The sequence below is a fragment of the Paenibacillus sp. 481 genome, assembly GCF_021223605.1.
In the GTDB taxonomy this organism is placed as follows: domain Bacteria; phylum Bacillota; class Bacilli; order Paenibacillales; family Paenibacillaceae; genus Paenibacillus_B.
In genome coordinates this window covers 1822850-1835853 of sequence record NZ_CP075175.1, presented here as the reverse complement: position 1 = coordinate 1835853, position 13004 = coordinate 1822850, and the positions used below count along the sequence as shown (strand labels likewise).

Below are 13004 nucleotides of genomic sequence, written 5' to 3'. Positions count from 1 at the left end.
GAGATGATGAATCTGTTGATCGTAGAAGATGAAATTCGTTTGCGGAATAGCCTAGCCTACCACATACCTTGGGAAGAGCATGACATTGAGGTCGTAGGAATGGCTGCTAACGGATTAGAAGCACTTCAACTCGTAGAACGAAAGATGCCTGATATTGTTATCCTCGATATTCAGATGCCGGAGATGGACGGGCTAACCTTGGCACGCCTTGTTCATGAGCGTGATAAATATATCAACATCATCATATTAACAGGGCATGATGATTTTTCTTACACACAAGCTGCGGTTGAGCTTGGTATTTTTAAATATTTGCTGAAGCCTGCAGGAGAATCAGAAATTTTGCAAACCGTACTGGAGGCAGCACAGCAATATCGAAATGATCTGGCGGAGCGGCAAAATCAAGCGTCGCTGCGGGACAAATGGCATTGCCATTTGCCATGCTTGCAGAACAATTTCCTTTTAAATGTGTTGCGCGGCCATTATGTTCCCGAACAAATATGGAGTTTGAATGCGGAGCTGGGGGTTCATTTAGAGCGGGATTATCGTTATGCCGCCGTTGTGATCGATTTGGACGAGTACCCGAACATTGAGCGTGAGAGCAAAGGGGATGCAGCTACTTTGCAATTCAAGCTGACGAATGTAGTCGAGCAATTATTGCTTGATGAGCAGTGTTGGATAAGCGTGAGTCGACAAGGTGCGGTCAATGTTATGTTTCCGATTCGATTCGAAGAGGATGAAAATAAGGCCATGCTGCGCATTCATACTATCGTCTCCAAATTGCTTTCGAATATCGGAATCTGCCTAAACATGATGGCCAGTGCGGGGATTTGCGGGACTATCGGGCCGATAGAACAGCTAGGGAAGAGCTATGAGGAAGCATGTGCTGCGCTGCAAAAACGGCAAATATACGGTGGAGGTATTGCAATTCCGTATCAGGTGCTGGAAACCGCGCTACCTTCCCATGAGGTGCTTGAGCTTTGTTCTGAAAAAGAGTTGGAAATGGCTTTGTTGACAGGTGATAGAGACAAGGCTATACATGTGTTTACTACGGTGTGGGAACAAGCGTTGGACAAGCTGGATTCTCTGGAGCTGATGCAGGAGCAGGTGATGTATTTATGCAGCATCTTTATTATTGTCATTCGAAAGCAAGGCTGGATGGTAAAAGAGGTAACAGATGAGCATTTTGTATTTTTGCAAAATATACATGTTGGTACGACGCGGGAGCAAATTTATGGCAGCTTGAGGGGAACCGTAGAAAGTATAATTGCTTACACCGAGTTGAGCGGAAAGGCGGTTAATCACCGCACCATTCGTACGATTCTCGATATGATCGAAGAGGGATTGCAGGAGGAACTTACCCTCCATATGATCGCGGATCGACTGTTCGTTAATGCTTCTTATTTAAGTCGTCTATTTAAACAAGAGACAGGTAAATCGTTCTCAACTTATGTGTTGGAGCGGAAAATGGAGCGGGCTAAGCAATTATTGCTGAACGGTGCTTTAGTGTACGGTGTGGCCAATCAAGTCGGGTATCGCGATGTGAGTTACTTTACAAAGGTGTTCCGTAAATATTGGGGGATAACACCGGGGAGTGTAAAGGCGTAAGAGGATCGATATATACGAATGGAGGTATTTTGCATGTTGAATCGTACTACTTATCATGTAATAAGAAAAATAAGCTTGGTGTTGATACCGCTTCTCTTGCTGGCGTCTTCTTCCTCTGTATTTGCATCACTTGACGATAGAGCGAGTACGGTTATTTCGCAAGAGCGGTCTCCTCTGCAAAATGTAGCGTATGGAAAGAGCTATACGCTTGAAACTCCGTATCCACTGGACAAACATTTTAGTTTAATGGAGCAAAAATATGCTGATGACGGGGGCCGGCAGTTAACCGATGGCGTGTTCGGAGGGTTAGATTATAACGACACAGCCTATGTAGGACGGCTGCGGCAGGCAGCACGCATCGTTACACTTGATTTAGGACACGGTGCATCGATAGAGCAGATTAAGCTAAGCTTGCTACAAGATAGCGGGTCAGGTATTTATTTTCCTTCGTATATGGATGTGAGTCTGTCTGTTAATGGACAAGATTGGGAGCAGATGGAGCGCGTTACGAATCAACTTCCTAATACGGATAAGGTGAAGCGCAAGCAGGTGCTTACCGTTTCAGGTAAAGATACCGTGGCCAAATATGTAAAAATCGTGTTGCCAGTTGAGGTGTTTATTTTTATAGATGAAATTGAAGTGAGTGGCCGTAATGACATGCAGGGCAGGGTACTAGTTCCTTCGTTAGTGCCCGAGAAGCCGCAGCTGAATTACCCTGCGAAGGGAGCGCCTCAAGTGGGCGGGATTCATAATGAGGTGCTTATTTTTACAGGGGAATGGAAATACAATCCGAGTGACTGGATTTCCTTTACGAAGGAAGACTTTGAGCCGTATGTCACTTACGTCACGTATGGTGCTGATCATACAGAGCGCGTACAAGACTTTATGTTTGATGGATTCGTGTTTCTTCCATATGACTCTCTTAATGATGGTACAGGCTATATGCCGTCCGCTCGCAAGCCGACGAGTAAGCAGCACTTTGAGTTATTTTTAAATCGTTTGTTTCGTGAAGACAAGGAGCTTGGAGCTTTAAATGAAGCCGTGAAGGAAGCGAAGCGAGCGCTACCCGAGAAACCATACGAAGCAAAAGTTGTACTTACCATCCCACACCCACGACCTGACCAGAATGATTTTGGAGACGTAGATGGGGATGGCATTAGTGAGAACCTTAATCCTGAACAGGTCGGGGAAGCGGAAGCATTGCGCAATCGATACAAGGTTATGAAATGGTATATCGATGAAACGTTAGCGCGGTGGGAGCAGAGAGGTTACAGCGATCTGAAGCTGGTATCATTTTATTGGCATAATGAATCCATTCCCTCTTTTTTAGCAGGCAATGATCAGGAACTATTAAAGCTAACGGGGGAGTATATTCGGTCTAAGGGCTTAACGCTGCAATGGATTCCATTTTATTTTGCTTCGGGTTGGGATAACTGGAAAGAGTATGGGTTTGATGCGGCTTTTATGCAGCCGAATTATATGTTTGGGGCAGACGCACAAACGGATCGTTTGGATACGATAGCTCAAGCTGCACGGTCAGCAGGGATGGGCGTCGAAATAGAGTTGGAGGATAAGATTTTGGAGAATGAGGCTCTACGGCAGCGGTATTATGCTTATTTAAGTAAAGGCGCAGAGCACGGATATATGCACAGCGTAGGTGTATATTATCAACAGGTGAAGACGCTTATGAAAGCAGCGCGCTCAGTGGATCCGATCCAGCGTGAAGTGTACGATCGAACTTATCAATACATGAAAGGCATCTATAAGCCTTAGTATACGCCTTAGCGCTGTAGTGCCAATATATAAAAGTAAAAGGCTGTCCATTCTTAAACCAACGGTTAAATGAATGGACAGCCTTTTATTCAACTTGCAATAGACCATATGGCAGCTTAAGAAATCGGTGCTGGATCTTGGCCAACAGCAAATGCGCCCGCCTCCGTCTGGACTTGCGCTTCAGTACTGTAGACGGGACTCGCTTCAGACCATTCCTCTTCAGTCGGCTTTCCTATCGTGTGGACCACGAATTCCACGACAGCTTCCTCGTATTGCTGCTTATTTACACAGTAAGCGACAGCATGCTCTGCGCCTTCAATGAGCAGTAGCTTCTTAGGGCCTTGCTTGATATCGTACATCCGCTCGCTCATGTACGTAGGTACATATTTATCTGCTGCACCATGCACGAACATAATGGGCAGATCGCTTTCAGCAATCGCTCTTTCAGGACTTACATCCTGCATACGAAAACCTGCCTTACGATGAAGCAAGCGATCGATTAGCTTCAAAAATGGCCATGTCGGCATATGGTTCAGCTTCGAAATCTGGTATTTAAGTAGCGTCGTTAAGTCGGAATAAGGGCAGTCGGCAATGACAAAGCGTACTTGCGGAGAATGAATCGATACATATTCAAGTACGGTGCCTCCTCCTAACGACTGTCCGTGTAATCCAATGACAGCCTGTTCACCTTTACGCGCTATAATCCAGTCGACCCAAGCTTGAATGTCGTACTTTTCATAATAGCCGTATGTCGTGTATTCGCCTTCGCTTTGTCCATGGCGACGCTGATCCACGAGCAGGACGTTAAATCCTTGGCGGAAAAACATATCCATAAACTGCGCTGACCAAGTTAAAGCGGACGTGTAGCCATGTACAATCACGATTGTTCGTTTGGAATGAGGATACTTTTCGACATAATAGCCATGCAGCTTTAAGCCATCACGACTATACACGTACACTTGCTCTTTTTTACAATCATCGAACTGCTGCTTGCTAAAAATGTTGCATTGCTCCAAGATGTTCAGACACATTTCATACGTAGATTTCTTCATTCTTGTTATTTGATTCAGGCCATATTGTGGAACAAGCCATAACAATAACAGGATGATAAGTAAGACTCCAGCTCCGATCCAAGCTACCATAAAAACAACCCTCCGTTTTGTTTGTTTACACGAATAGGTACTTGCCAGTACTTGTGGTTCTAAGCTTTATTTTACACGAAAAGCAGAGCCAACACGCATAGGAGCACCTAGCAATATTTAATTATTATTTGGTAGCATATTTTTTATTCAGGCAAAAAAGGTTAAACTTACAAGTCTAAAACGAGTACTTAGCCCTGTGTCGCATTTAGGCGAAAATCGTTTATAATGATTAGATGTATGCATTCATGTACAAGCCTGATAGTAGTTGGGGCTGATCATTGTTTTATTTCGTTATGATTTAGCAGCAGGCCATGACTAACAACAATAACAACGACTAACCTTGAAACAAATTTAACGTTAACCTACAAATATTTACTTACGTAATAGCGAAGGGATTTGGAAACATGTGTGGTATTGCAGGTATATTGCAATTTAACGGGGAACAACCGTCTGAGCATATTATTAGCAGCATGATGGACCTCATTCATCATCGGGGACCAGATGATGCGAAACTGTGGATTGGAGACCGCGTCGGACTCGGTTTTCGCCGCTTGTCGATTATCGACGTTGCTGTAGGGGCGCAGCCGCTGAGCAATGAAGATGATTCCGTCTGGATTATTTTCAACGGAGAAATTTATAACTACATGGAACTGCGTGAGGATCTAATTTCGCGGGGGCATCAATTTAAAACACATGCGGATACGGAAGTTATTATCCACTTGTATGAAGAGTATGGTGCGAACTGCGTGCATCATTTGCGCGGGATGTTTGGCTTTGCGATTTGGGATCGTAACAAGCAGGAGATGTTCATTGCACGTGACCATTTTGGTATTAAGCCTCTTTATTATTATATGGATGATGAGAAGTTTATTTTCGGCTCTGAAATTAAAAGCTTGTTAGCTGCGGGCGCGGCTCGACAGTTGAATATGAACAGTCTGTACAACTATTTGACGTTCCAATACGTACCGGACCCGAATACGATGTATGCGGGCATCCATAAGCTGCCGCCAGCGCATACGATTACGATTCCGTTTGAGGGCAAGCCAACGATTCAGAAGTACTGGGACCCGATGTTCGATCCGGTGGATCGTCCGTTGTCGCAAGTACTTGAAGAAATTCGCGATGTGATGCGCGATTCGGTTGAGCATCATTTGCATAGTGAAGTGCAGCGCGGCTGCTTCTTGTCGAGTGGTATCGACTCGACGATTACATCTACGATGATGCGCGGTTTTGAGCCGATTAAGACGTTTAGTGTCGGCTTTGAAGGTGCGAACAATGAGACGATTATTGCGCGTGATACAGCGCGTCAAATTGATACGGAGCATTATGATCGCATCATCACGCAAGAGATGTATTTTGATGCGGTTCCGCGTGCGATCTGGCATTTGGATGAGCCGATTGCGGACCCTTCAGCAATCGCGCTGTATGAAGTAGCGCGTTTGGCGAAGGAACATGTTACGGTCGTTCTGTCCGGTGAAGGCGCGGACGAGCTGTTCGGCGGCTATCGTATTTACAACGAGCCGAATTCGCTGCGCTACTTGGATTGGATGCCGGATGGCATGAAACGCACCGTTAATCAATTGGTGCGCAAAATGCCGTCTTTCTACGGCAAGAACTATTTGCTGCGCGGTACGACACCGCTCGAAGAGCGCTTCTTGGGCAACGCTAACATCTTCACGGACGATGCGAAGGTATCGTTGCTACGCGCGAGTGCGGATCAGCTTGCGTCATTTACGAAGCCGTTCGATATTGCGCGTACGTACTATGATCGTACGCAACACCTCGATCCGGTATCGCGTATGCAGTACATCGACATGAACTTGTGGATGCCTGGCGACATCTTGATGAAGGCGGATAAGTTGACGATGGCGCACTCGTTGGAGCTGCGCGTGCCGTTCCTTGACCGCAAGGTGTTTGATGTTGCGCGTCGCATTCCGATGAAGTACCGCATTGCGGAAGGTACGACGAAATTCGCGCTGCGTAAAGCGATGGAGGGCATTATTCCGGACTCGATCCTGCACCGTCCGAAGCTTGGGTTCCCTGTACCGATGCGCGATTGGTTGCGCACGGAGCGGGCTAACATCATGTGGGAAGAGTTGTCCGCTAGCGGCATCGACCACATCTTTAACTTGAGCGCAATTGAGGATATGTTCGGCCGCCATAAGAATGGGCAGGGCGACTACTCACGTAAATTGTGGACGCTGTACGTATTTGCGATGTGGCACAAAACGTATATGAAGTAGGATGTGTTGTGGCTGGGGGTGTGATAGCGGCTCAATTAGCAGCTTAACATCTGAGCGGATATGCATCTGAATCAGTTTATCAACGAAGCTTATTAATTAAGCTTATCAATAAGTAAAGGCACTTCTCCGATCCCCGTTGCAAATCGCACGGTAGTGGATGAAGTGCCTTTTCCTTTATCCAGCAACTATCTCCGTGCCGCTCAGGATGGGATAAGGTCTATCATTTTGCAGGTCTAATTCTTAAAGGGGCTCTATATAATCCCTATGGCTATGCATAACATGCTTCTCAGTCATAGGAGGTTAGGAAATGAAGCGAAAAATGTTACTGCTCCTATTAAGCCTCGCTGTACTCTTCGTTAGTGCAACACCTTTGGGAGCTGTTGCTTCCGAGCGAACGGCAAACGGACAAAATGTGACCGTTAACAAAGTTGTTCAGACAACTGCGACTGTAACTGCAAATGTAACGGCAACTGCGCTTGATCAAACCGCGAATTTTAAAGGGATTACGGCACCGATTGGGGTCAATGTAAGAGCTGGGGTGACGCTGCAATCCAGATTGCTGTACACGATTGCTGGCAACACCGAAGTTTTTTTTGATGGCTGGGAACGAGGCGATACGCTCCGCGATTACTGGACAGGACAGAACGATAATCGTTGGTTTTATTTTTACAAAAATAATGAAAAGCACTATGTGGCCTCGGCCTTTATTAAAGGCGATCCTACAACTACCCCTGGAAACAAACTCCCCGTTCCTAATGTGAAGCAAAAAATGAGCAACTGGTGTTGGGCAGGGGTAGCTGTATCCGTTCTGCAACACTATGGTAAAACGGTGACCCAGGAGCAGTTTGTCCGCTTTACGAAAGGGAGTCTCGTCAACGCTCCGGCGACCGATCGTGAAATCCTACGTGGGCTGCAAAATTACGGCGTAACAGGAAGCATCTTTTACAATCTTCCTACGCTGCAATGGGTAAAGGCTGAGATTGATGCGGGTAAACCTATGATCACCTTTATTCGGTGGACAAATGGGGCGGCGATTGGACACTTTTTTGTCCTAGATGGGCATCATGTCGGTACAAACGCTGCGCAATATGTGTCTTATATGGACCCTTGGTATGGCGATCATTACTCCCGTACATTTGATTCTTTTAAACAAAATAATCGATTCGTGTGGCGTGGCACGACGAGTACGAGCAAATAGGGAAGGGGAGAGCCGATGGTGAGGAAATGGGTGATCTTAATGGGAGCTTTGTTAGTCGGAGGAACGATCAGCTCTTTAGTTGGATATGCTGCCTTGCATCTTTCCCCTGAGCAGGTAGCACTTCAAGATTACACGTTGCATAAAAAGGTGGCAAAAAACAAGGCGCAAGGGGAAGTGGGCCTGTTACAACTGTCTGGATTTTCAATCGCGGTGGATGCGACGGTGTCAGCAGAACAGATTCAAGCCTACAAAGGTGCGAGCATCAAAGATCTGCTTCAGCCAACGGCGGAGAAGCTATGGTTTGCCATGAATGGCAGCGTACCAGATGGCATTATTGTTGCTAACGATAAGGAACCCATCTTAATGGGTGGGGAGAAGCGCAGCAAAGATCTGCTTCACATTTATATTAGTGCGCGGGAGATTGCTGCAAAAGACGAACAGGTTCGCTATGTGGAGGTGGAGGGACAAAGCTTGCTTGTGGTGCTGGATGGAAAAGAAGAGCATGTATTTCTAACTGAATCAGCGGCATCACTGCTCAATCTTCCAGCAGGAGCGAAGTTAACAGCGGGTGAGGTTATTCAAAAAATAAAAGAAAGGATCGCATTCGCCTCTTAAATTAATCATTAACTACATTAAATAGTAAGCCCGAACCCGTTCAACAATTTGGTTGCTCTACCGTACACTCGTTGCGCTCGTTTGCGAGAGGACAGTGATCAGAGACGGAAGAGATTGTTGAACAGGGAGCGGGCTTACTTGAGCTTGCTGTTGAGTTTAATTATTTCTTAGCTGCTACTTGATATTGCGGGTTAGCCAACACGGTCTTCACGATATGGGTCAAATCGACGTCTTCAACTAGGCCGCGGTCGCCCAAAATGCTCTTCACGTTGTTCGACAAGTTGGATTTGTCCTCTTTATAGAAGAAAGCGACCTCACCGAGGTGCTTTAGGCTGTAATCCGTACTCCCAAGCACCTTGAATGTCCACCCGCCAAGCTTATCTGGTGCAAGCGTAATTTCTGTTTTTCCGTTGTCAGCAATCTTAGCTTTAATCGCAGCTACATTACCATTGCCTACGCCAATTGCTTTAAACTTCAAGGTTACAAGCGTGCTGCTGCCGTTAATGCCATTATAGCGACCTTTACTCGCGGTAATAAATCTTAGTGTGTCGGTATTTTCTTGATGCACGATTGTAAGTTTATTATCTGCCACAGCGCTTACGAACTGGAAGCGGGACTTGTCATAGTCGATGCTAAAGTCTTCTGCATAAATGTTATTTACGTTATCTAATCTAAGCTGAACGTCGAACGTTTCATTCAAATATACCGAATAAGTTGCTGAAGTTACACTAAGCTTTGGCACAGAAATATTAGGGTTGTACGGTTTCAAAGCGTTTTGTTGAGGTACATCTATAGCCGATAGTACAATGTATTTGTCATATGAATTTTTAATAAGCTCAACAGAATGTTCCCCTGGCGACAATCCTGTAACTTCGTAAGCCAGACGCGGTGGGCTGGAAGAGGAATTAGGATCGCCAATTTCAATCGCCTTCATGTTCATAGTTCCATAGTATTTTCCGTCAATGAGAACGGAGACATTTTCAGATGATGGAAGAAAATGTTTTGCAATGACTCTAAAAGATGTGCCGACAACATTGAACTTTACAGCTGCTCCTAATTCTGAGTTGTAATGCGTCGAATTATAATTACCCCAGTAACCTTGACCGGTGTATGAAATTTCATGAGCAGTGTTCGTATATCTCTTCCATCCATTCTCAGGGTTCCACGCTGGTTCACCGATTTTCGTTGCACCAAATGCTGGTGTGATCGAAAGCACCAAACAGAAAACAAGTCCAAGTATAAAGCTAGGCATCAATTTTTTACGTATCATGTTGACCTCCATATTATGTATATTGTGCACATGAGCCATTGTAATGCACATACTTGAGAGATGCTAAACATAATTTTATATTTAAGCATTTTATGGAAGAAAACTGAAAATATTTTTGAAATAGCTGGAACAGCTAGAACGTACACAATTGAACATATTCGCAAAAAAATCCGCCACTGTAGTTAATCAACAGTGACGGACGTATTTAAGAATGCTCATTTATAATAGAACACTTTTATGGCAGCGACCGAGATAGAATCATTTCACTTTTTCTCGTTCGCTTTTTCCTGCTCTTTAGCCTTCTTCAAAGCAACTTGACCATTTTGCTGAATTTCAGCTAGTGCTTGCTCTACTGTTTTCTTTTTCTGTATAACCGCTTGCATATTGTCATTTACGAGCAAGCGAAATGTAGATTCAAAGTCTGGTGGCACCGTTTTGGACCAAGACCACATATTCCGGCCATCCGCTCGCGGCTTCAACGTATACAATGACGTTGTCTTCTTGCCGTCCACTTCTTTAAAGGCTTCGCTGCGTACGGGTAAACCGTCAAAGGCTGAACCTGCTATCGCCTGAGCCAATTCCGCTCCGTTTACTAATTTAACGAACTCCCATGCAGCTTCCTTATTCGCCGTATCGCTTGAGATGGCAAACAACTGTCCTAGATTCATAAACGCTGATTCATCGGGGTATGTTGTATCGATAGGCGCGGTCACGAATCCCCAATCGATTGGTTTTGGTTGGGCACCTGTGTCTTTTGATTCTTTTATCCACTTGGCGTAGCCAACGGGCTGCATAGTCATGGCAGCAGTTCCTTGCAAAAATTTGTCCCATCCTTGCAGTGCTTGGATATGCTGCTCCATGGAGGGGATAACTAAGCCTTGACTGCGGAGGGCATCGGTTGCCGCTGTCATAAAGTCTTTCCAGCGCTCAGATTGAACGGTCAAATTCTCACCCTTGGCATCAACGGGAGACAAGCCTGAAGTGCCGGCCATTTTCAACAGAAAATCTACAGGCTCCCCAAAGTTGTTGTCAACCATGCCGACGACTTTATCTTTCTGGTCTCCGCTCGACGCGCTATTGCTGAAGCGTCCAGCCAACGCAAGAACTTCTGGCCACGTCATCTTATCACGTGGAAGCTCTACGCCATTTTTTTTGAACAACTCAGCATTGTAATAAAGAACTTCGGCGTTGATTTCAGGGGAGAGCCCATAAATAGAGCCTGCTCCTTTATGTCGAACCAGATCCATATAACCGGGCATATACCCGTGTAGATCAAATCCATCCTGTTTAATCATCGAATCTAAATTTAATAGCTTTCCATCTTGCGTAAATGAGGTAAATTGAGCTTCGTCGAGTAGGATCACATCGGGCTTGGTCTCTTTGATGAGTTGTTGTACCAGTTGCTTGGATTGTGAGATGCTGACATCTTTGTTGGGATAGTACAAGTGATTTGTACTAATGAAATCAAGCTCTATCTTGGGATAGGCAAATCTAAAGTAATTGCCGTATTTCGAATTAAACGCTTTTTCCTCTTCACCTGCAACCGCATAAAGTACCTTTAGCTTGCCAACCGTATCTTTGCCGAACTTGTCACTTTCGGACTTGCCACAGGCCGTAATGAACAACATCATCGTTAATAGCAAGATCGGCAGTTTCCCATTGCGTAACAACATGAATAGACATCCCCTCTCCGTAGCTTGGCGACTCATCTCACGCTTCATGTTCGAACAAGACTCGCTCTCTTAAGACAGGTGCGTTTATTTCGTGTCTTTCTTATCTGCTTTTTCTTGATCCCTCGCCAGTTTCAATTCTGCTTGGGCTTTTTGCTGAATCTCAGCAAGTGCTTGGTCCACCGTTTTCTTTTTATCAATAACGGCTTGCATATGTTCATTTATAATGTCAAAGAACTTTTGACTAAATTTCCACGGTACTGAACTATACCAGCTATTTTGCCCGTTCGCTTTTGGCTTTAAGGCATAGAACACGTCGGTACTTTTTCCGCTAATTTCTTTATAAAATTGGTTGCGTGTCGGTAAAGATCCAAATGATGATCGTGAAGTGGCTTGAGCCATTTCAATACCATTAACAAACTTCACAAACTCCCAAGCGGCACGTTTATTCGTTGCATCCTTGGAGATTGCTAAAATGGTATCAAGATTGGTAAACGCAGATTCATCGGGAGCGGCGGGATCGATAGGTGCTGTTACCATGCCCCACTCAAACTCCTTGGCCTTCTTGTCATAATATTTCATGTCATCAATGCTTCTTGCATAATAAGGATAAGACATCATCATTGCAGCCTTTCCCTCTGCAAATTTGTTTCCACGCTCCATTAGCATATCTATATTTTTTTCATCGGGAGCCGTGTATACGCTGTTATTCCGAAAAGCCTCAGTCGCTGTGGTCATTACTTTTTTCCAGCTTTCCGTTTGAATCTGGATGGTCTCTCCTTTCGAGTCGAGCGGTGTCAGCCCTGCCGTAGCTGCCATTTTGAATAGAAGCTCCGCTTTTCCGCGATACCCCTCTTCACTAAACCCGACGATTTTGTCTTTTGAATTCGTTCCGCTCGAGTTAAAGCGTGCTGATAAGGCAAGAAGATCAGACCATGTCATTTTGTTCTGGGGGAGATCAATCCCCTGTTTTTTAAACAGATCAGCATTGTAATAAATGACTTGGGTGTTAATCTCAGGTGTAAGTCCGTAAATGGAACCGCTCCCCATTTCCCGAAGCATATCTATAAATCCGGGCATATAACCTTGTAAGTCAAACTGCTCTTGCTTGATGACAGGTTCTAAGTTGTATAGTTTTCCATCTTGAATAAATTCACTAAATATTTTTTGGTTAAGAAACAACACGTCCGGCTTCTTTTCAGTAATTAATTTCTTTTCTAGTTTTTCACGCTCATCTTGGGTCATGTCTGGACGTTGATGATGCTTCGTACTAATGATTTCAAAATCAATGTTTGGATGCTTAAGTTTAAACGTATTTCCATACTGGGAGTAGAACCATTGCTCATTATCAGAAAGAATTTTGATTGTTCCTTTGCCTCCGTCAAGTTCCTCAAGTACAGGCTTCTCTCCCATACAACCTGCCAATAACGACATCGTGGTCATGAGCACGACCAGCAGTTTTAATTTTCTACCCTTCAAATGTAAACC

Annotated in this window: 9 protein-coding genes; 5 read left to right on the top strand and 4 right to left on the bottom strand. The window is 44.9% G+C overall.

The window, feature by feature from the left end; genetic code table 11:
- Window positions 1-3: 3 nt before the first annotated feature.
- A complete protein-coding gene (locus KIK04_RS07855; protein ID WP_232277717.1) occupies window positions 4-1605 on the top strand; it encodes a response regulator in 1602 nt (533 codons plus the stop codon).
- Window positions 1606-1638: 33 nt separating this feature from the next.
- Window positions 1639-3378, top strand: a complete 1740-nt coding sequence (locus KIK04_RS07850; protein ID WP_232277716.1) for a DUF4855 domain-containing protein — start codon at window positions 1639-1641, stop codon at window positions 3376-3378.
- A gap of 116 nt (window positions 3379-3494) precedes the next feature.
- Here the strand turns inward: KIK04_RS07850 and KIK04_RS07845 are convergent, their stop codons facing one another.
- Window positions 3495-4520, bottom strand: a complete 1026-nt coding sequence (locus KIK04_RS07845; protein WP_232277715.1) for an alpha/beta hydrolase — start codon at window positions 4518-4520, stop codon at window positions 3495-3497.
- Between the two features lie 404 nt (window positions 4521-4924).
- Between KIK04_RS07845 and asnB the strand changes: the two genes are divergently transcribed.
- The 3 genes from asnB to KIK04_RS07830 all read left to right on the top strand — a co-directional run bounded on the left by asnB (window position 4925) and on the right by KIK04_RS07830 (window position 8576).
- The gene (asnB, locus tag KIK04_RS07840) at window positions 4925-6763 is read left to right on the top strand and encodes an asparagine synthase (glutamine-hydrolyzing) (protein WP_232277714.1); all 1839 of its coding nucleotides are present in this window, start codon (window positions 4925-4927) and stop codon (window positions 6761-6763) included.
- A gap of 307 nt (window positions 6764-7070) precedes the next feature.
- Window positions 7071-7961, top strand: a complete 891-nt coding sequence (locus KIK04_RS07835; RefSeq protein ID WP_232277713.1) for a C39 family peptidase — start codon at window positions 7071-7073, stop codon at window positions 7959-7961.
- Between the two features lie 15 nt (window positions 7962-7976).
- On the top strand, window positions 7977-8576 hold the full coding sequence (locus KIK04_RS07830; protein WP_232277712.1) for a hypothetical protein: 600 nt from the start codon (window positions 7977-7979) through the stop codon (window positions 8574-8576).
- Window positions 8577-8736: 160 nt separating this feature from the next.
- Here the strand turns inward: KIK04_RS07830 and KIK04_RS07825 are convergent, their stop codons facing one another.
- The 3 genes from KIK04_RS07825 to KIK04_RS07815 form a co-directional block, all read right to left on the bottom strand.
- Window positions 8737-9846, bottom strand: a complete 1110-nt coding sequence (locus KIK04_RS07825; RefSeq protein WP_232277711.1) for a cohesin domain-containing protein — start codon at window positions 9844-9846, stop codon at window positions 8737-8739.
- 263 nt (window positions 9847-10109) lie between these two features.
- Window positions 10110-11519, bottom strand: coding sequence for an ABC transporter substrate-binding protein (locus tag KIK04_RS07820; protein ID WP_232277710.1), 1410 nt, complete (start codon window positions 11517-11519; stop codon window positions 10110-10112).
- An 84-nt stretch (window positions 11520-11603) separates the two neighbouring features.
- Window positions 11604-12995 carry an ABC transporter substrate-binding protein gene (locus KIK04_RS07815; RefSeq protein ID WP_232277709.1) on the bottom strand — a complete coding sequence of 464 codons (1392 nt, stop codon included), beginning with the start codon at window positions 12993-12995 and terminating at the stop codon, window positions 11604-11606.
- Window positions 12996-13004: the final 9 nt, after the last annotated feature.

What these genes read in the sequence shown, in the direction of transcription:
- KIK04_RS07830 (WP_232277712.1), top strand. Translation starts at nt 7,977, where the DNA reads ATGGTGAGGAAATGGGTGATCTTAATGGGAGCTTTGTTAGTCGGAGGA.
- asnB (WP_232277714.1), top strand. Translation starts at nt 4,925, where the DNA reads ATGTGTGGTATTGCAGGTATATTGCAATTTAACGGGGAACAACCGTCT.
- KIK04_RS07820 (WP_232277710.1), bottom strand. Translation starts at nt 11,519, where the DNA reads ATGTTGTTACGCAATGGGAAACTGCCGATCTTGCTATTAACGATGATG.
- KIK04_RS07845 (WP_232277715.1), bottom strand. Translation starts at nt 4,520, where the DNA reads ATGGTAGCTTGGATCGGAGCTGGAGTCTTACTTATCATCCTGTTATTG.
- KIK04_RS07825 (WP_232277711.1), bottom strand. Translation starts at nt 9,846, where the DNA reads ATGATACGTAAAAAATTGATGCCTAGCTTTATACTTGGACTTGTTTTC.
- KIK04_RS07835 (WP_232277713.1), top strand. Translation starts at nt 7,071, where the DNA reads ATGAAGCGAAAAATGTTACTGCTCCTATTAAGCCTCGCTGTACTCTTC.
- KIK04_RS07855 (WP_232277717.1), top strand. Translation starts at nt 4, where the DNA reads ATGATGAATCTGTTGATCGTAGAAGATGAAATTCGTTTGCGGAATAGC.
- KIK04_RS07850 (WP_232277716.1), top strand. Translation starts at nt 1,639, where the DNA reads ATGTTGAATCGTACTACTTATCATGTAATAAGAAAAATAAGCTTGGTG.